The sequence below is a fragment of the Sphaerotilus uruguayifluvii genome (assembly GCF_013294065.1).
In the GTDB taxonomy this organism is placed as follows: domain Bacteria; phylum Pseudomonadota; class Gammaproteobacteria; order Burkholderiales; family Burkholderiaceae_C; genus Sphaerotilus; species Sphaerotilus uruguayifluvii.
In genome coordinates this window covers 45,937-64,114 of the sequence record NZ_JABSNM010000012.1, presented here as the reverse complement: position 1 = coordinate 64,114, position 18,178 = coordinate 45,937, and the positions used below count along the sequence as shown (strand labels likewise).

The 18,178-nt window shown below is 72.8% G+C and carries 17 protein-coding genes and 1 tRNA gene; 6 read left to right on the top strand and 12 right to left on the bottom strand.

Annotation, left to right across the window (positions count from 1 at the left end; translation table 11 throughout):
- Window positions 1-132: 132 nt before the first annotated feature.
- Window positions 133-711 carry a PaaI family thioesterase gene (locus HNQ01_RS14005; protein ID WP_173806068.1) on the bottom strand — a complete coding sequence of 193 codons (579 nt, stop codon included), beginning with the start codon at window positions 709-711 and terminating at the stop codon, window positions 133-135.
- Between the two features lie 93 nt (window positions 712-804).
- Window positions 805-1,287, bottom strand: a complete 483-nt coding sequence (locus HNQ01_RS14000; RefSeq protein WP_173806067.1) for a Cd(II)/Pb(II)-responsive transcriptional regulator — start codon at window positions 1,285-1,287, stop codon at window positions 805-807.
- A 103-nt stretch (window positions 1,288-1,390) separates the two neighbouring features.
- On the opposite strand from HNQ01_RS14000, the gene HNQ01_RS13995 reads away from it, so the two are divergent.
- Both HNQ01_RS13995 and katG read left to right on the top strand, forming a co-directional pair.
- Complete coding sequence (locus HNQ01_RS13995) at window positions 1,391-2,041, top strand: cation efflux transmembrane domain-containing protein (RefSeq protein ID WP_173806066.1); 651 nt, start codon at window positions 1,391-1,393, stop codon at window positions 2,039-2,041.
- Window positions 2,042-2,148: 107 nt separating this feature from the next.
- Window positions 2,149-4,380 carry a catalase/peroxidase HPI gene (katG, locus tag HNQ01_RS13990; RefSeq protein WP_173806065.1) on the top strand — a complete coding sequence of 744 codons (2,232 nt, stop codon included), beginning with the start codon at window positions 2,149-2,151 and terminating at the stop codon, window positions 4,378-4,380.
- On the opposite strand, the gene HNQ01_RS13985 is transcribed toward katG, so the two are convergent.
- The gene (locus tag HNQ01_RS13985; protein ID WP_173806064.1) at window positions 4,372-5,373 is read right to left on the bottom strand and encodes an SLAC1 anion channel family protein; all 1,002 of its coding nucleotides are present in this window, start codon (window positions 5,371-5,373) and stop codon (window positions 4,372-4,374) included. The two genes, katG and HNQ01_RS13985, sit on opposite strands and share 9 nt — an antisense overlap.
- Before the next feature lie 105 nt (window positions 5,374-5,478).
- Here HNQ01_RS13985 and HNQ01_RS13980 point away from each other — a divergent pair, with 105 nt between their 5' ends.
- Both HNQ01_RS13980 and HNQ01_RS13975 read left to right on the top strand, forming a co-directional pair.
- Window positions 5,479-5,949, top strand: coding sequence for a rhodanese-like domain-containing protein (locus HNQ01_RS13980; RefSeq protein ID WP_173806063.1), 471 nt, complete (start codon window positions 5,479-5,481; stop codon window positions 5,947-5,949).
- A complete protein-coding gene (locus HNQ01_RS13975) occupies window positions 5,946-6,557 on the top strand; it encodes an SAM-dependent methyltransferase (protein ID WP_217427542.1) in 612 nt (203 codons plus the stop codon). The genes HNQ01_RS13980 and HNQ01_RS13975 overlap by 4 nt, the downstream gene beginning before the upstream one ends.
- 8 nt (window positions 6,558-6,565) lie before the next feature.
- Here the strand turns inward: HNQ01_RS13975 and HNQ01_RS13970 are convergent, their stop codons facing one another.
- Entirely contained in the window at window positions 6,566-8,104 is a 1,539-nt protein-coding gene (locus HNQ01_RS13970) for a methyl-accepting chemotaxis protein (protein ID WP_286180809.1), read from the bottom strand.
- A 97-nt stretch (window positions 8,105-8,201) separates the two neighbouring features.
- Window positions 8,202-9,305 (bottom strand): mechanosensitive ion channel family protein, encoded by a 1,104-nt coding sequence (locus tag HNQ01_RS13965; protein WP_286180808.1) that lies wholly within the window; start codon window positions 9,303-9,305, stop codon window positions 8,202-8,204.
- A gap of 147 nt (window positions 9,306-9,452) precedes the next feature.
- Here HNQ01_RS13965 and HNQ01_RS13960 point away from each other — a divergent pair, with 147 nt between their 5' ends.
- Window positions 9,453-10,949: a phospholipase D-like domain-containing protein gene (locus tag HNQ01_RS13960; RefSeq protein ID WP_286180807.1), complete on the top strand. Its 1,497-nt coding sequence runs from the start codon at window positions 9,453-9,455 to the stop codon at window positions 10,947-10,949.
- A 79-nt stretch (window positions 10,950-11,028) separates the two neighbouring features.
- A complete protein-coding gene (locus HNQ01_RS13955) occupies window positions 11,029-11,541 on the top strand; it encodes a pyridoxamine 5'-phosphate oxidase family protein (protein WP_173806062.1) in 513 nt (170 codons plus the stop codon).
- 8 nt (window positions 11,542-11,549) lie between these two features.
- Here HNQ01_RS13955 and HNQ01_RS13950 read toward each other — a convergent pair whose 3' ends face one another.
- The 7 genes from HNQ01_RS13950 to rsmB form a co-directional block, all read right to left on the bottom strand.
- A complete protein-coding gene (locus HNQ01_RS13950) occupies window positions 11,550-12,293 on the bottom strand; it encodes a M48 family metalloprotease (RefSeq protein ID WP_173806061.1) in 744 nt (247 codons plus the stop codon).
- Window positions 12,294-12,384: 91 nt separating this feature from the next.
- Window positions 12,385-12,831, bottom strand: coding sequence for a YkgJ family cysteine cluster protein (locus tag HNQ01_RS13945; protein WP_173806060.1), 447 nt, complete (start codon window positions 12,829-12,831; stop codon window positions 12,385-12,387).
- A gap of 87 nt (window positions 12,832-12,918) precedes the next feature.
- Window positions 12,919-12,994, bottom strand: a tRNA-Phe gene (locus HNQ01_RS13940).
- Window positions 12,995-13,066: 72 nt separating this feature from the next.
- On the bottom strand, window positions 13,067-13,816 hold the full coding sequence (locus HNQ01_RS13935; RefSeq protein WP_173806059.1) for a response regulator: 750 nt from the start codon (window positions 13,814-13,816) through the stop codon (window positions 13,067-13,069).
- Window positions 13,817-13,822: 6 nt separating this feature from the next.
- Window positions 13,823-16,156 (bottom strand): sensor histidine kinase, encoded by a 2,334-nt coding sequence (locus HNQ01_RS13930; RefSeq protein WP_173806058.1) that lies wholly within the window; start codon window positions 16,154-16,156, stop codon window positions 13,823-13,825.
- Window positions 16,153-16,722 carry a DUF4390 domain-containing protein gene (locus HNQ01_RS13925; protein ID WP_173806057.1) on the bottom strand — a complete coding sequence of 190 codons (570 nt, stop codon included), beginning with the start codon at window positions 16,720-16,722 and terminating at the stop codon, window positions 16,153-16,155. The genes HNQ01_RS13930 and HNQ01_RS13925 overlap by 4 nt, the downstream gene beginning before the upstream one ends.
- Before the next feature lie 52 nt (window positions 16,723-16,774).
- Window positions 16,775-18,172: a 16S rRNA (cytosine(967)-C(5))-methyltransferase RsmB gene (gene rsmB / locus HNQ01_RS13920; protein ID WP_353621705.1), complete on the bottom strand. Its 1,398-nt coding sequence runs from the start codon at window positions 18,170-18,172 to the stop codon at window positions 16,775-16,777.
- Between the last annotated feature and the right edge of the window lie 6 nt (window positions 18,173-18,178).

The window sequence follows — 18,178 nt, the reverse complement described above, 5'->3', positions numbered from 1 at the left end:
GAGGGGATCGGGTCGGCACGTTGGTGCGTGCGTGGGTGCCCGCCTGCGCGGGCATGACGGCAGAGTCTCCGTGATCCTCCGCCTTCCATCCGTCATCCTCGCGAAGGCGAGGACCCACGATGCACCGCGATCTCACCCTTCCGCCGCGCGGGTCGACAGCACGATGCAGGTCGTCGTCGCGTGGGCGTAGAGGCGGCCGTCGGGGCCGAACAGGCGGCCTTCGGCGAAGCCGGCCTGGTGGCCGGCGTGAATCACCCGGCCCTCGGCGCGCACCCGCTCGACCTGCGGCGTGAGCGCGCGCACATAGCTGATCTTCAGCTCGGCGGTGGTGTAGGCGCGCCCGGCCGGCAGCATCGTGTGCACCGCGCAGGCGACGCAGGAGTCCAGCAGCGTCGCGATCCAGCCGCCGTGGATGGTGCCCATCGGGTTGGCGTGGCGCAGGTCCGGCCGGCCCTGGAAGACGAAGCGGCCGGGCTCGAACTCGATCGGCAGGAAGTCCATCGTCGCGCCGATCGGCACCGAGGGCAGCTCGCCGCGACGGATCGCGGCGAACCACTCCATGCCGCTCAGGTGCGCGATCTGCGCCGGCCGGGCGATGCCGGGCGGGCCCAGCGTGGCGCGCACCCGCTGCTCGTCGTCGAGCCAGCGCGCCAGCGTGGCGGCGGGAGAAGCGGCGGGATCGGTGCGGGCGTCGGTGTCGGTGTGGCTCATCGGGGTCTCCTCGTCGGCGTCCGGGCAGGCCGGGAGCCCGCAGAAGACCACGCCGGGCGGGCCGGGCGCTGTCACCCGCGGGTCAGATCCGGGTCAATGCCCGTGGCCGCGGTGCGCGCCGCCGACATGCACGCCGGCGTGAACGCCCGCCGCGCCCGTCGTGCCGGTGGCGCCGGGGCCATCGCCCGCGGCCAGGCCGGCGAGGATGCCGCAGTGGCCGGCGTCGCTGGCCTGCGCGCAGCGTGCGCGCAGGGCCAGCAGTCGCGCCTCGAGCTGCTGCAGCTCGAGGATGCGCGCGCTGACGTGGCCGATGTGCGCGTCGAGCAGCGCATTGACCGCGTCGCACGGCGCCTGCGGCGTGTCGTGCAGCGCCAGCAGCACGCGGATCTCGTCCAGCGACATGTCGAGCGCACGCGCCTGGCGGATCAGGCCGAGCCGCTCGACGTCGGCCGGGCCGTAGCGCCGGTAGCCGTTGTCCTGCTGGCGCGGCGGCTCGGGCAGCAGGCCCTCGCGCTCGTAGTGGCGGATGGTGCCCACGGGCGTGCCGGTGGCGCGGGCCAGTTCGCTGATCTTCATGGGCGCATGGTCGCATGCGCGAGGCGGGGGGCGGGGCTTGACCCTGAAGCCGCTTCAGGGTTTGCAATGCCGTCATCCCGATCTTGACGATGGAGCTTTCCCGATGAGCGATTCCTGCTGCGGCCACGGCCATGGCCATGCCTGTTCCCCGCCACCGGCGCCGACCAGCGAGCGCTACCGCCGCGTGCTGTGGGCGGCGCTGCTGATCAACGCGGCGATGTTCGCGGTCGAGATCGGCGCGGGCCTGCGCTCGGGCTCGGTGTCGCTGCTGGCCGACGCGATCGACTTCCTGGGCGATGCGGCTAACTACGGCGTGTCGCTGTGGGTGCTGGGGATGTCGCTGCGCCACCGCGCGGGCGCGGCGCTGCTCAAGGGCGCCAGCATGGGCCTGTTCGGCCTGGTGGTGCTGGGCCGTGCGCTGTGGAGCTTCTCGCAGGGCACGGTGCCCGAGGCGACGACGATGGGCGCGGTCGGCGCGCTGGCGCTGCTGGCCAATGTCGCGGTCGCCGCGATGCTCTACGCCTGGCGCGAGGGCGACGCCAACATGCGTTCGGTCTGGCTGTGCAGCCGCAACGACGCGATCGGCAATGTCGCGGTGATGGCCGCCGCGCTGGGCGTCTTCGGCACCGGCCGCGGCTGGCCGGACCTGATCGTCGCGGGCGTCATGGGCGGGCTGGCGCTGTCGGGAGCCGCCTCGGTGATCCGGCAGGCGCGTCGCGAGTGGCGGACCGGGTCTCGGCTATCGCTTCAATGAATCTATTGAATTGGATTGATTGATAGCGAAGCCATAAAGTCTCTCCATCCCGACGGGCACCTCCCGGTGCCTGTCTTCCCCGCCCCCAGGCCCCCAGGAGAGATCAGATGAGCACGGATGCGAACAGCACGACACGCGGCGGGCAGTGCCCGGTGATGCACGGCAGCCCCACGAGCGCCCGCACGGCGCAGGCCCAGGCCGACTGGTGGCCGCGGGCGCTGAACCTGGACATCCTGCATCAGCACGACACCCGCACCGATCCGATGGACGCCGGCTTCAGCTACCGCGACGAGCTGCGCCAGCTCGACGTGGAGGCGCTCAAGCGCGACCTGAAGGCGCTGATGACCGACAGCCAGCCCTGGTGGCCGGCCGACTGGGGCCACTACGGCGGCCTGATGATCCGCATGGCCTGGCACTCGGCCGGCACCTACCGCATCGCCGACGGCCGCGGCGGCGCCGGCAGCGGCAGCCAGCGCTTCGCGCCGCTGAACTCCTGGCCGGACAACGGCAACCTCGACAAGGCGCGCCGCCTGCTGTGGCCGATCAAGAAGAAGTACGGCCGGCGCATCAGCTGGGCCGACCTGATGATCCTGGCCGGCAACATGGCCTACGAGTCGATGGGGCTGAAGACCTACGGCTTCGCCTTCGGCCGCGAGGACATCTGGCATCCCGAGAAGGACATCTACTGGGGCGCCGAGAAGGCCTGGCTGGCGCCCACCGGCAGCGAGGGCAGCCGCTACGCCGGCAGCCGCGACGGCGAGCGCACGCTCGAGAACCCGCTCGCCGCGGTGATGATGGGCCTGATCTACGTGAATCCGGAAGGCGTCGACGGCCAGCCCGACCCGCTGCGCACCGCCCGCGACATGCGCGAGACCTTCGCCCGCATGGCGATGGACGACGAGGAGACGGTGGCGCTGACCGCCGGCGGCCACACCGTCGGCAAGGCGCACGGCAACGGCGACGCCGCGCAGCTCGGCCCCGCGCCGGAAGGCGCCGAGCTGCACGAGCAGGGCCTGGGCTGGAACGCCCGCAGCGGCCGCGGCATCGGCCGCGATGCGGTGACCAGCGGCATCGAGGGCGCCTGGACCACCCATCCGACCCGGTGGGACAACGGCTACTTCGACATGCTGTTCGGCCACGAGTGGACGCTGCGCAAGAGCCCGGCCGGCGCCTGGCAGTGGGAGCCGGTCGACATCCGCGACGAGGACCGCCCGGTCGATGTCGAGGACGCCTCGATCCGCTGCAATCCGATCATGACCGACGCCGACATGGCGCTGAAGACGGATCCGCTCTACCGGCCGATCGCCGAGCGATTCCACCGCGATCCGGCGCATTTCAGCGAGGTCTTCGCCCGCGCCTGGTTCAAGCTCACCCACCGCGACATGGGCCCGAAGGTGCGCTACCTCGGCCCGGACGTGCCGGCCGAGGACCTGATCTGGCAGGACCCGGTGCCGGCGGGCCGCAGCGACATCGACCTGGACGCGGTGCGCGCGCAGATCCGCGCCAGCGGCCTGAGCCTGGCCGATCGCGTCGCCACCGCCTGGGACAGCGCGCGCACCTTCCGCGGCTCGGACAAGCGCGGCGGCGCCAACGGCGCGCGCATCCGCCTGGCGCCGCAGAAGGACTGGGCCGGCAACGAGCCCGAGCGCCTGGCGCGGGTGCTGGCGGTGTACGAGCGCATCGCCGCCGACACCGGCGCCAGCGTGGCCGACGTGATCGTGCTGGCCGGCAGCCTCGGCGTCGAGGAGGCGGCGCAGGCGGCGGGCGTGGACATCGCCGTGCCTTTCCTGCCCGGCCGCGGCGACGCCACCGACGCGATGACCGACGCGGCCTCCTTCGCGGTGCTGGAGCCGCTGGCCGACGGCTTCCGCAACGGGCTGCGGCAGCACTTCGCGGCCACGCCGGAGGAGCTGCTGCTCGACCGCGCGCAGCTGATGGGGCTGAGCGCCTGCGAGATGACGGTGCTGGTCGGCGGTCTGCGCGTGCTCGGCGTCAATCACGGCGGCAGCCGCGACGGCGTGCTGACCGACCGGGTCGGCGTGCTGTCGAACGACTTCTTCGTCCATCTGACCGACATGGGCCTGACCTGGACGCCGGTGGGTCGCAACCGCTACGAGCTGCGCGATCGTGCCACCGGCACGCCGCGCTGGACGGCGAGCCGGGTCGATCTGGTCTTCGGCTCGAACTCGGTGCTGCGCTCCTACGCCGAGCTCTATGCCCAGGACGACAGCCGCGAGAAGTTCGTGCGCGACTTCGTCGCCGCCTGGGTCAAGGTGATGAATGCCGACCGCTTCGACGTGCCGGGCGCGGCCTGGGCGGATCGTCGCGCCTCAGCCTGAGATCGGCGTGATCGTCGCGACCGGCTCCGGCGCCAGCAGGGTGCGCTGGCGCAGGCCGCGCACCGTGCCCATCGACAGGCCCAGCACGATCACCGACGCGAAGGCCAGCAGCAGCGGGCCGAGCACCGGCATCGGGCCGCCGCTGCCGTGGCGGCCCAGCTCCAGCGTCAGCCCGGCAAAGGCCGCCAGCGGGAAGGACATCGCCCAGTGCCCGACCGAGAAGGCCTGCGAGACGATGCGCTGCGCCTGCGTGATCACCCACAGGAAGCAGGCCAGCGCCACGCCCCAGGCCATCCAGCCGACCAGCGCAGGAGCCCCCAGCGCCAGCGCCGACAGGCCGATCACCGCCGGCGGCGCGATCAGGATGAAGAGCGAGGGCATCAGCCGCTCCGGCCACAGGCCCTGCGAGGCGATGCGCACCAGCAGCAGCGCCATCACCAGCGGCCAGAACAGCAGCCCGATGCCGAACTGCGCCGCCGCCCACTCGACATGACCGAGCTCGACGCCGGCCAGCGGCACCAGCACGTTGCCGACCACCGCGATGATCAGCACCGGCGTGACCGTCGCCCACTGCAGGCCGCCGGCGCGGTTGCCGGCCCACCAGCGCGACAGCACCCAGACGGTGACCGCAAGCTGGCCGAGGCTGCCGGCCCACCAGACGGCCTCGGCCAGCGCGCCGGGCCCGTCCAGCGCCACGCCCAGCGTCGCCAGCAGGATCAGCGACACCGGCAGGGTCGCGACGAAGGCATGGCGCACCGGATGGCGCAGGTCCTCCGCCCAGGCCTCCGGGTGGCGCTGCAGCCGCAGCACGCTCAGGCCGGCCAGCCCCAGGAAGACCGCCGCGGCCAGCCCGCCCAGCGCGATCGACAGCGCCAGCGCCGGCTCGCCCATCAGCGGCACCGCGCGCCGCCAGGCCAGCGCCAGGCCGGACAGGCCCATGACGATCGAGAACCAGGCGGGGGAGAGGAATTTCAGCGGAGCAGGGGCAGCCATGGGGCGGCACTGTAGCGATTCGCCGCGACCGGCGCGGCGGCCAGGGCATCGCCGAGCATGATCCTGCGCACGGCAGGCAGGTGCCGGCCCGGGTATAACGCCGCCATGCCGAAATTTCCGCTTTCCTCCCGCCGGCAGAGCCTGGGCTGGCTGGGTGCTGCCAGTCTGGGCCTGATGCTGCCGCTGCTGACGATCGGCTGCGCGCCCTCCGGCGGGCCGGATGCGCCGGTCTCGCTCGAGACCGCACGCACCGAGCTCGAGGCCGGCCGCGTGCTGATGTTCGACATCCGTGAGCCCGACGAGCAGGCCACCGGCGTGGCCCCGGGCGCGCGCCTGCTGCCGCTGAGCCAGCTCGAGGCGCGGCTGGCCGAGATCCCGCGCGATCCGGCGCAGCCGGTGCTGCTGATCTGCAATACCCAGAACCGCTCGGCGCGCGCGGCGGCGCTGCTGCGCGAGCGCGGCTACACGCAGGTCCGCCATGTCCAGTCCGGCATGAGCGGCTGGACCTCGCGGGGCTGGCCGCTGGTGGCGCCGGCGGCCGCGCCCGGCACGGTGCAGGCGGGAGCCGGATCATGAGCGTGCGGCAGTTCTGGGACGAGCGCTTCGCCGGCGAGACCTACAAGTACGGTCTCGAGCCCAACGCCTTCCTGCGCGCCGAGGCGACGCGGCTGGCGCCGGGCTCGCGGGTGCTGGTGCCCGGCGACGGCGAAGGGCGCAACGGCGTGTGGCTGGCGCAGCAGGGCCACCGGGTCTGCTCGGTCGACGCCTCGCCGGTCGGGCTGGACAAGGTGCAGGCGCTGGCGCGCCGGCGCGGCGTGGACATCGATGTCGAGCTGGGCGATCTGGAGGTCTGGACGCCGGTGCCGGGCGCCTGGGATGCGCTGGTGCTGATCTACGTGCACCTGCCCTCGGCCTGGCGGACCCAGGCGCATCGCCGGCTGGCGCAGGGGCTGCGCCCGGGCGGACGGGTGATCGTCGAGGCCTTTCATCCCTCGCAGCTCGGCCGTGACAGCGGCGGGCCGCGCGACCTCGACATGCTGTGCGCGCTGGAGGACCTGCGCGCCGACTTCGGCATGCTCTGCGAGGAGCTCTCGGGCTGGCAGGGCGAGGTGATGCTCGACGAGGGGCCGGGCCACCAGGGCGCCGCGCGGGTGACGCGCTGGAGCGCGCGCCGGCGCGGCTGAGGCGCCCGTCAGGCGTGGCTGTCGAGCCGGAAGGCCGACACCGCGCCGACCAGGTCCTGCGCCTGGCGCTTCAGGCCGTCGGCGGCGGCGGCCGACTGCTCGACCAGCGCGGCGTTCTGCTGCGTGGCCTGATCCATCTTCGTGACCGCCTCGCCGATGTGGCTGACGCCGACGCTCTGCTCGGCGCTGGCGTGGCTGATCTGCGCGACGATCTGGCTGACCTGCTCGATCGAGCTGACGATCTCCTGCATGGTCCGGCCGGCCTGGTCGACCAGGTCGGTGCCCTGCTCGACCTGGTTCACGCTGCCGGTGATCAGCGTCTTGATCTCGCGTGCGGCCGCGGCCGAGCGCTGCGCCAGGTTGCGCACCTCGGTGGCGACCACCGCGAAGCCGCGGCCCTGCTCGCCGGCCCGTGCGGCCTCGACCGCCGCGTTCAGCGCCAGGATGTTGGTCTGGAAGGCGATGCCGTCGATCACGCCGATGATGTCGGCGATCTTCTTCGAGCTGCCGTTGATGCCGCGCATCGTCTCGACCACCTCGTCGACCACCCGGCCACCCTGGGCGGCGATCGCCGCGGCGCTGCTGGCCAGCTCGTTGGCCTTCTTCGCGTTGTCGGCGTTGTGGCTGACGGTCGAGTTGAGCTGGTCCATCGTCGAGGCGGTCTGCTGCAGGCCGAAGGCCTGCTCCTCGGTGCGCCGGCTCAGGTCCTGGTTGCCCTGCGCGATCTGCAGGCTGGCGTTGGCCACCTCGTCGGCGTTGGACTTCACATGCCTGACGATGTCGCGCAGGCTGTCGCGCATGCGCCCCATCGCGCCGAGCAGCTGGCGGGTCTCGTCATTGCCGTCGGGCTCGATGCCGTGGCCGAGGTCGCCCTCGGCGAGCCGGTCGGCCGCCTCGACCGCGGCGCGCATCGGCCGCGTCATCTGCGTGCTCAGCCAGATCGCGCCGGCCGCCAGCAGCGCGCCGGCCAGCAGCAGCGTCGCGCCGACCAGCCACTGCTGCCGGGTGACCTCGCCCGAGGCCTCGCGGCTCAGCTTCTGGTAGCGCTCCGAGATGGAGCCCGAGAGCTTCTCCATGCTGCTCTCGAGCGCGAGATAGCCGGCCTGCAGCGTCTGGAGGTCCTGCTGCTGGCTGCCGGACTGGCTGCCGGCACGGCTGACCAGCTGGCGCGCGGTCTCCAGATAGCTGCGCACCTTCGGCTCGACGTCGTCGAGCGCGGCCAGCGTGCTCGCATCCAGCGGCATGGCGCGCAGCTCCTTGAGCAGCCGCTCGAACTCCTGGCCGTGCTCGCCCACTTCCTTGGCGGCCTCGGCGATGCGGGCGGGTTCGTTCTGCAGCGCCGCCAGCACCGCCAGCTGCGCGTCGCCGCGCACCGCGTCGTGCATCATGTCGGCCGCCTGGCTGTGCTGCAGCGCCTGGCTGGCCGCGATGATGTCGCCGAGCGTGCCGCCGAGGCGGTGGCCCGAAAGCAGCCCGATGCCTCCGGTCGCGGCCGCGGCGGCCACGCCGGCCAGGCCGAGCGCGAGAATCTGGGAGCGCATCTTCATCGTCGGGTCCCGTGCGTGATGAGTCAGCTGCGCATCTTGGCGACGCGCCGGCGCGCCCAGGACCGGAAAAGCGCCGCCCGGACCGGGCGATTCGCGCTCAGGTCGGCACCCGCGCGGGGACCGGGACCGCGTCCGTGACGGACTGGACGGTGTAGACGGTGCGCGAGGGAAAGGCGAACTGCAGCCCCATCGCGGCGAGCTCCTTCATCAGCGCCAGGTTCAGCGCCTGCTGGCGGTCCATGTAGACGTCGTAGGACGGGTCGCGCACGATGTAGACCACCTCGAAGTCCAGCGAGCTCTCGCCGAAGCTCTTGAAGTGCGCGCGGCGGAACTCGAGCTGCGGGTCGGCCTCGATGAGGCGGCGCAGGCGCTGCGGCACCTCGGCGAGCTGCTCGGGCGTGGCGTCGTAGGTCAGGCCGAAGCCGAAGGCGATGCGCCGGGTCTGCTGGCGCTTGAAGTTCGACACCGTCTGGCGCAGCAGGTCGGTGTTGGACATGACGATCTGCTCGCCGTTGATGCTGCGGATGCGCGTGGTCTTCAGCCCGACGCGCTCGACCGTGCCGGAGACCGCGCCCACCGAGATCGAGTCGCCGACCTCGAAGGGCTTGTCGACCGCGATCGACAGCGAGGCGAACAGGTCGCCCAGGATGTTCTGCGCCGCCAGCGCCACCGCGATGCCGCCGATGCCGAGGCTGGCGACGAAGGCGGTGATGTCGATGCCCAGGTTCGAGAACACCGCCAGCGCCAGCACCGACCACAGCAGCGTGCGCAGCGCCCACGAGAGCAGCGTCGTCGACGCGCCGGCCGGCGCGTGGCGTTCGCCGTACAGGCGCAGGCCGCCGCGGATCAGCCGCTGGCCCCACAGCCCCGCCTGCAGCGCCAGCGCGATGAACCAGAGCTGGCCGAGGCGCTCGTCCCAGCGCGCGCCGAAGTCGAGCATGTTCAGGCCGACCAGGAGCGCGAACAGCGTCAGCATGCCGGGGCGGGTCGCCGAGAGCATGTCGGCGATCAGGTCGTCGTAGCGGTTGCTGGAGCGCTGCGCGCCCCGCGCCATGCGGTGTCCGACCAGCTCCAGGCCCTTGCCCAGCGCGGCGCGCACCACGATCACCACCAGCAGCGCCGCCAGCGCCTGCACCCAGTCCACCCGGGCCAGAAAGGTACCGGCGCCGCGCCCCCATCGTTCGAAGACATCCAGGTCCATGTTCAGCGTTCTCCTTGGGCCACAGCATCGGCCGGCGCCGGCGTGCCGTCTGCCGGGCGCCGGGCGGTCCGGCTGTCGGTCTCGGCCTACATTCCGATCCGGTGGCGGCCGATCGGCGCGCGGGCGCCCCGGCCCGATGCTGGGGCCATGTTCCGCTCCGCCTCCGATCGCTCCGCCGCCGCCGCGCCTTCCCGCTGCGGGCCCTGCCGCGCTGCCGCGGCGGCGATGCTGCTGGCCGGCGGGCTGCTGTCGGCCTGCGCGGCGGGGCGGCTGACCGACGCGAACCAGATCGACCAGGCGTTGCGCCAGGCCGAGCTGCAGCCGGCCGCGGTGGCGGCCTCGGCGGTGCAGGTGGTCGGCCCGCAGGGCACGATGGCGCCGGCGCCGGCGCGGCGGGTGATCGCGCAGGTCGCGGCCGAGGGCGAGGCCGGGCTGCTGCGCCACCATCTGGCGGTGATGGGCGCGCAGTCGCGGGTGCGGCTGTACAGCCACAACCGGGTGCGCCTGCTCGAGGACGGCCCGGCCACCTTCGACGCGATGTTCGCGGCGGTCGAGCGGGCCCGCTCCAGCGTGATGGTGCAGAGCTACATCGTCGACGACGCCGAGCTGGCGCAGCGCCTGGCGCGGCTGCTGGCGCGCAAGCGCGCCGAGGGTGTCGAGGTGGCGCTGCTGCGCGACGCGGTCGGCTCCTTCGGCACCGATCCGGCGCTGTTCGAGGCGCTGCGCCAGCAGGGCGTGCCGAGCTGCGAGTTCAATCCGGTCAACCCGCTCCGGCGCCTGGGCCACTGGGGGCTGCTGCACCGCGATCACCGCAAGATCGTCGTCGTCGACCGCGAGACCGCGTTCACCGGCGGCATCAACATCAGCGCGGTCTACGCGTCGGGCTCGTGGGCCGGCTCGTCGGGCCGGCGTCCGCCCGAGGGCAGCGATCCGGCGCAGTCGGGCTGGCGCGACACGCAGGTCGAGATCCGCGGCCCGGCGGCGGTGCGGCTCGATGCGCTGGTGCGCACCACCTGGCAGCGCCAGGGCTGCGAGGCGGTGCTGGCGCCGCCGCAGGAGCCCTCGCGCGAGCAGCCGGCCGAGGCCCCCGGCGACGACGTGGTGCGCGTCGTCGCCAGCGGCCCCGACGAGCCCGGCGACAACCGCATCCACGCCACGCTGCTGGGCGCGATCGCCGCCTCGCGCCGCAGCGTGCATCTGACGATGGCCTATTTCGCGCCGGGCGACCGCATCGTCGAGGCGCTGTGCGAGGCCGCCCGCCGCGGCGTCGACGTGCAGCTGGTGCTGCCGTCGATGAGCGACTTCGCGCCGGTGCTGCACGCCGGGCGGGCGCGCTACGAGCAGCTGCTGTCGGCGGGCGTGCGCATCCACGAGCTGCAGCACTCGGTGCTGCATGCCAAGACCTTCGTGGTCGACGGCGTGCTCTCCAGCGTGGGCTCCAGCAACATGGACTGGCGCAGCTTCACCGGCAACGACGAGGTCAACGCCTTCGTGCTCGGGCGCGATTTCGGCGCCGCGATGGAGCGCATGTTCGGGCGCGATGTCGCCGACTCGCGTCCGGTGACGCTGGCCTCCTGGCGCGAGCGGCCCTGGCCGGGCCGGCTGGTCGAGCGCGCCGCGCTGATGTTCGAGCGCCTGTGGTGAGCGGCCCGCGCGGCCGCGGCCACCGGCCTTCGTCCGTCCTTTCTTCCTTCCCGTTCCCGACTTCATCAAGGAGATTTCGATGTCCCAGGACAAGGATCACCCGCTGGCCGCGCAGCGCCAGCTCGCCGACCTGATCGGCAAGGACCGCTTCGCGATGCTGACCGAGCCCGGCACCGGCGAGCTGCTCGAGAGCCGGCCGATGACGCTGCTGGAGTTCGACGCCCAGGGCCTGCTGTGGTTCTTCTGCCGGCGTCAGGCGGATGCCCGGCCGCATCCGGTCAATCTGGCCTTCAGCGACGAGGTGCATTCGACCTTCGTGTCGATCGCCGGCCGCGCCGAGCAGGTCGACGACCGCGAGCGCATCCACGCGCTGTGGACGGCCGCCGCGCGCCCGTGGTTTCCGGACGGTCCGGACTCGCCGGACCTGGCGCTGCTGAAGATCGTGCCGCTGAAGGTGGAGTACTGGGACGCGCCCGACAGCCGGGTGGTGCGCGGCCTGGCGCTGGCCGCCTCGATCCTGAGCGGCTCGCCGGTGGGACTGGGCGAGCACGGCGTGCTCGGCAGCGTGCGCAGCGAGCCGGCGCCGCGCTGAACGCGGCGTCAGGGCTGGGTGGCGGCCGGGGCGGCGGCGGTCGTCGCGCCGCGCAGCGGCGCCGGATCGCTGCCGGCCTCGCGGGCCTGCAGCATGCGCAGCTGCGCGATGCGCCGGCGGGTGGCCGGATGCGTCGGCGTGTCGCCGGCGGCCGGGCGGCGCATCAGCAGCGACAGCGCCTCGTCCAGACCGACGCCGAGCTGCTGCGCCAGGCGGAAGCCGAAGGCATCGGCCTCGAACTCCTGGCGGTGCGACAGCTCCGCGCCGTCGCGGCCCAGCGCCTGCGCGACCGGATCCGTGGTGTCGGGCCGGACCTCGCCGGGAATGTGGTGGCGGTACAGGCCGACCAGGCGGTCCCAGTGGTCCAGCGCCAGATGGCCGTACTCGTGCGACAGCAGCATCAGCCGCTCGCCTTCGGGCAGGTCGCCGACGGCCTCGCCCACGACCAGCAGCCGGCCCAGCATCGCCTCGGCCTGCACGCCGCCCTGCATCACCCGCAGCTCGACCGGATGCGCCGGCGGCGCCAGCGCGACCAGACGCGCGAAGCTGGCGCGCACCCGCGCGGCGCGCTCGCTGTCGGCCGGGGCCGCGACACGGCCGTCCAGCCGCGAGAGCTGCGAGCGTTCGAGCACTTCGGTGATGGTCTCCGCCCGTGCGGTGCTGGCCAGCAGGGCCCCCAGCAGGGCCAGCGTCAGCGTGATCCGGCGCATGTCGTACTCCTTCGGGCCGGATTCGCGTGTCTTGGCGCCCATCGCCGTGCATCGCCGCCGCCGTCCATGGCAGCCCGATGCAGGAAACAGGCCTGGCATCAGGGTTGACCCGGATTGTAGGCCTTGATCCGGATCATGATTTCCGGATCAGCCGACCTTCGCGTGCATTCCTGTCGACGGTGCGCGCCTCGCGGGCGCCGTAGGGGCAGTGCCCCGGCTTCGGGCCGACCTGCGGGTGCCTGCGGCAGGTGTTCGGGCGCTTCTCGTAGACGGTGCAGCGGCGCGTGGTGGCGTCGAGGAACTGGCAGTCGCCGTTGGCGCGGCGGGCCATCGTGAAGATGCCGTCCTTCTGGTTGTAGCGCTCGACCTGCCTGCTCTTGACCAGCCGGCGGGCGATCAGGCGGGGCTCTTCATGCTCGGCCTCGAAGGCGTCGACCAGACCGAGGCGCACCAGGTCGGGCAGGCGGATCTCGACCGGCATCGTGCAGCAGTTGGCCGCGCAGCTGTCGCACAGGCCGGCTCGCCAGCGGGTCCAGGTCTCGAGGCGATCGACGTCGACGATGTGGATCGGGGATCTCATGCGGGCACGGGCACAGGCGAATCGAACAGTCGAACCGGAACGGAAAAGCAAGAAGCCCGCTTGAAATCAAGCGGGCTTCTCTTGTTCTGGTGGCCAAGGGCGGAATCGAACCACCGACACGCGGATTTTCAATCCGCTGCTCTACCAACTGAGCTACTTGGCCGTCGAGAAGGAAATTATGGCACGCTTTCTTGCGAAGCTGCAAGCGTTCTGGCGAGATTTTTTTCGATCGTGTTCAGCCCGCGCCGCGCTTGTTGCGGCTGAGGTCGACGCCGAGCTGCTTGAGCTTGCGGTAGAGGTGGGTGCGCTCCAGGCCGGTGCGCTCGGCCACGCGGGTCATGCTGCCGTTCTCGCGCACCAGATGGAACTCGAAGTAGGCCTTCTCGAAGGCGTCGCGCGCCTCGCGCAGCGGACGGTCGAGGTTGAAGCTCTGGTCGGCCTGCGGGCCGCTGGCCATCGTGATGCCGACCGAGTTCGCCGGATGGTGATGCAGGTGCGCGATCGTCGGCACGTAGCCGCCGGCCGCGGGTGGTGCGCCGACCGGCACATGCTCGGCGCCGGGCAGCGGCTCGATGCGCACGGCGGCGGCGGCCGGCGGATCGCTGGCCGGCGTGCGCGGCGCGGGCTTGGACAGGCCCTGCTCGACCGCGCGCAGCAGCTTCTGCAGCGTGATCGGCTTCTCGAGGAAGGCCATCGCGCCGTACTTGGTCGCCTCGACCGCGGTGTCGATGGTGCCGTGGCCGGACATCATGATGACCGGCATGCTCAGCTGGGCGCCGCTGTTCCATTCCTTCAGCAGCGTGATGCCGTCGACGTCGGGCATCCAGATGTCGAGAAGAACGAGATCCGGGCGCTGGCGCTCGCGCAGCATGCGCGCCTGGGCAGCGTTCTCCGCGAGTTCGACGGAGTGACCTTCGTCGGTCAGGATCTCTTGCAGCAGGGCTCGGATGCCCATTTCGTCGTCGACGACAAGTATGTTGGCCATGAGTGATCAGGACGCGCTGACGTCGGGGGAGGGTGGGGTTCGATAGCGTCCGGGCTCGCTGCCCGCAGGCGTTCCCCCGCCACGGGCCCATCGGGAAAATGATATCGAAACTTGCGCACCGGTCCTCGCCGGTCCGGTGCCGGAGTCCGGTGCCTCGTCGGCGAGATTGCCCAGGCGGATGCGTGCGCCGTGCTCCTCGACGATCTTCTTCACCACGGCCAGTCCCAGGCCGGTGCCGCGGGCCTTCGTGGTGACATAGGGTTCGAATGCACGTTTGAGAACTTTTTCCGAGAAACCGGGGCCATTGTCCACCACCTTGAGGCGGATGGCACGCGTCTGGCCGTCATCGGGTCGGGCGGTCTCGGTCGAGACGACGACCAGGCCGCCCTCGGTCTCGGTCACCGCGTCGAGCGCGTTCTGCACCAGGTTGTGGATGACCTGGCGCAGCTGGCTGGCGTCGCCGGCGAGCAGCGGCAGCTCCGGCGCGAGCTCGGCGCGCAGCCGGCCGCTTTCCTGCTGCTCCGCGTACAGGCCCAGCACCTCGGCGACCAGCGCGTTGAGGTCGAGCGGCTCCAGCCGCGCCGAGGGCAGGCGCGCGTAGTCGCGGAACTCGTTGACCAGCGTCTTCATCGCCTGCACCTGCGTGACGATGGTGCCCACCGAGCGCACCAGCATCTGCTGGTCGGCGCCGGCCAGCTTGGCCTCGAGCTTGTGCTGCATGCGCTCGGCCGAGAGCTGGATCGGCGTGAGCGGGTTCTTGATCTCGTGCGCCAGGCGCCGCGCGACCTCGGCCCAGGCGACGCTGCGCTGCGCCATGACCACGTCGGAGATGTCGTCGAAGACCAGCAGCCGCGCGCCCTCGGGCAGCAGCGCGCCGCGCACCAGCAGCGTCTGCGGCGCCTCCGCGCTGCCCAGCTCGAGCGATTCCTGCCAGTGCGCGTCGATGTCGGCCTCGCCGCCGGCCTCGTCGAGGTCGCGCAGATGCGCCTCGAAGCGCTGCCCGACGGCGGCGGCCAGGCGCTCCAGCCCCGGCACGCGGTCGATCGCACGCGACTCCCAGGCGGTCGGCGCCAGGCGCAGGATGCGCGCGGCGCCGGGGTTGACGGTGTCGATGCGGCCGTCGGCCTCGAAGACGATCACGCCGGAGCTGAGGTTGTCCAGGATGGTCTGCAGGTGCGCCTTGGCGCTCTCGGCCTCGGCGAGGCTGCGCTGCACCAGGCCGCGCGCGTCGGCGAGCTGCTGCGTCATCTCGGCGAAGGAGCGGGTCAGGCCGCCGAGCTCGTCGCGCGAGGCGAAGACCGCCGTCGGGCGCAGGTCGCCGCGCGCGACCTGGCGCACGCCCTCGGCCAGCATCACCAGCGGTCGGCCGATCTGGTGGCCCAGGCCGGCGGCCATCAGCAGCGCGCTGAAGATGCCCAGGATGAGGGTCAGCGTCAGCGTGCCGATGTACATGCGCCGCAGGCCCTCGCGGCCGAGCGCGCGCTGCTGGTACTCGCTGTAGGCCTGCTGGACCCGCAGCGCGTTGCCGACGAGCTCCTGCGGCACCGTCTGCGTGATCTGCAGGTAGCGGTCCTCGCCGCCGAGGCTGATCGTCGTCGGCGGCATCCACGCGATCGCGCGCACCCGCACCGGGCCGCCGGCGGTGATGGCGCCGTCGGCAGGCGTGTCGGCGTCCAGGCCCTCGAGCTGCGCGAACACGCGCAGGTTGCGCGCCTGGCGCATCATCGACGCGGTCGGCCGGTCCGGCAGCATCGCCGCGCCGACCGCCCCGCCGGCGCTGGCCAGCACCTGGCCGCCGCTGGAGAGCACCGCAACGCTCTGCGCCGACATCTGCTCGCGCACCCGCTCGAGCATCAGCAGCTGCATGCGCCCGCCGGTCTCGGCGCCGCTCTCGGCCGCCAGCCGGGTCTTGGCGGCGACATCGTTGACCAGCAGCTGCAGCGTGGTGCGCCCGAGGTTCAGGCCCGACTCCAGCGCGCCCTCGACCTCGACGTCGAACCAGCTCTCGATCGAGCGCGCGACGAACTGGTAGGACACGCCGTAGATCAGCATGCCCGGCACCACCCCGACGAAGGCGAAGATCGCCGCCAGCTTGACCAGCAGCCGGCTGCCGAACTTGCCGTGGCGCATGCGCCGCACCAGCTGGGCCAGCGCGATGGCGATGACCAGGCCGAGCAGCATCGCCACGCCGATGTTGACCCACAGAAGCCACTCGTAGTGGCGCTCGTACAGCGCGCGGTTGTTGGTCGCGATCGACAGCAGGAAGGCCAGCACCAGGCCGGTGCCGCCGATGGCCAGCAGCGCGATCAGGACGGTCCAGCGCAGCGAGCTGCGGCTCATGGCCGGCCTCCGGGGGCGGCGTCGGCGACCGGGACGACGCGCTGCGTGCGCAGCGTCCATTCCGGCTGCGAGCCGATGCCGATCTGCAGCGGCCGCGGCAGCTGGTCGGTGTCGAGCCGGTAGGAGAACTCGACGTAGAGCCGGTCCTCGTCGCCGGCGGGCACCTCGCCCAGGCGCCACTGGCTCGCGCGCTGCATCGCGCGCAGCGCCTCGGGCAGCGAGCGGTAGGTCTGCGACAGCCCGCCCTGGCTGACCTTGTAGCTCAGCGTCAGCGGCTGGTAGGCGATGCGCCAGGTGCGCGTGGCGTGCGCGATCTCCTTGTCGCGCCAGTACCAGCGGCTGCGCATCAGCACCGCCTCGGCCGAGAAGTGCAGCGCGATGCCGCGCTGCAGCGCGTCCTCGACGCTGGCGGGCAGCTCGTAGCGCGTCTCGAAGTTCAGCAGCACGCCCTGCTCGGTGCGCAGGGCGTCGAGCCGCAGCAGCTCGACCGCCGCGGCCGTGACGGGATGCAGCACGCCGGCGGCCAGCAGCAGCGGCAGCAGCGGCAGCACCAGGCGCTGGCGCATCGGTCTCGGCGGGCGGGAATCGGGCGGTCTCGGCACGGGCCGTCGGCGTCGCTCAGGACTCGGGTGACTTGTGCAGGAGGGCGTAGAAGAATCCGTCGCCCGGCTCGGCTGCCGGCGACGATGTCGTGCCGGCAGCCTCGGCCCGATTGTCGGGCAGCGGCAGCAGATGGCCGGGGGCGCGCAGTCCGCGGGCGTCCGGATGGCGTTGCAGAAATGATGCAATCTGGCCGGCGCCCTCGGCGCGGAAGATCGAGCAGGTCGCGTACAGCAGCCGCCCGCCCGGCTTCAGCAGCGGCCACAGCGCCTCCAGCAGGCCGGCCTGGGTGCGCGCCAGCTCGGTGATGTCGCCGGCGCGGCGCAGCCAGCGCACGTCCGGATGGCGGCGCACGATGCCCGAGGCGCTGCACGGCGCGTCGAGCAGGATCGCGTCGAAGGGCCGTCCGTCCCACCACGCGGCGGTGTCGCGCGCATCGGCCGCGCGGGTGGTCGCCTGCAGGTGCAGCCGTGCCAGCGTCTCGTCGACGCGCGCCAGCCGCCCGGCGTCGGCATCGAGCGCCAGCACCTCCAGGTCGGCCAGCTCGAGCAGGTGCGCGGTCTTGCCGCCGGGCGCGGCGCAGGCGTCGAGCACGCGTGCGCCGGCCGGCAGCGCCGGCAGGACCGCGCCGGGCTGGCCGCCGATCAGCAGCGGTGCGGCGAGCTGGGCCGAGAGGTCCTGCACCGAGACACGGCCTTCGGCGAAGCCGGGCAGCGCCTGCACCGGCGCCGGCGTCTCCAGCAGCACCGCCTGCGGCGCCTGTGCCCCGACGGCGCGGGCCTTCAGTCCGACGGCGGCCAGCGCGTCGACGCAGGCCTCGGCGCTGCCGTGGCGGGCATGGACGCGCAGCATCATCGGGCCGGAGCGGTTCGCCGCGGCCAGCAGCGCCTCCCAGCGGTCGGGCCAGTCGCGGCGCAGCTGCTCGATCCACCAGCGCGGATGCTGGTGGCGCGCGGACGGCACCTTGTGCTGCAGCGCCGGCACCAGCGTCTCGCGCTCGCGCAGGAAGCGCCGCAGCACCGCGTTGACGAAGCCGGCGCCGGCCGGCGAGAGCCGCCGCGCGCAGGCCACCGCCTGGTCGACCAGCGTGTGCTCGGCATAGGGCGGCTCGGCCTCGGGCCACAGCAGCGCCAGCGCGGTGATCAGCAGCGCGTCGATCGGCGGGGCGGGGCGGCGCGGCGCGAGCTGCTCGCGCGCGGCCTGGGCGCCACCCATCCAGCGCATGACATGGAAGCTCAGCGCCTGCGTGCCCGGACGGGCCTCGGCCGGGCAGCCGGCCAGCACGTCCGACAGCGAGCGGCCGGCGCGCACCGCGGCGACCGCCTCGGCGGTGTGCGCCAGCAGGCGCGACAGCGGCAGCGACGGGGTGCCGGCGGCGGCGGCGGACGGGGATGCGGAAGGGGATGCGTGTCTCACGGGTGG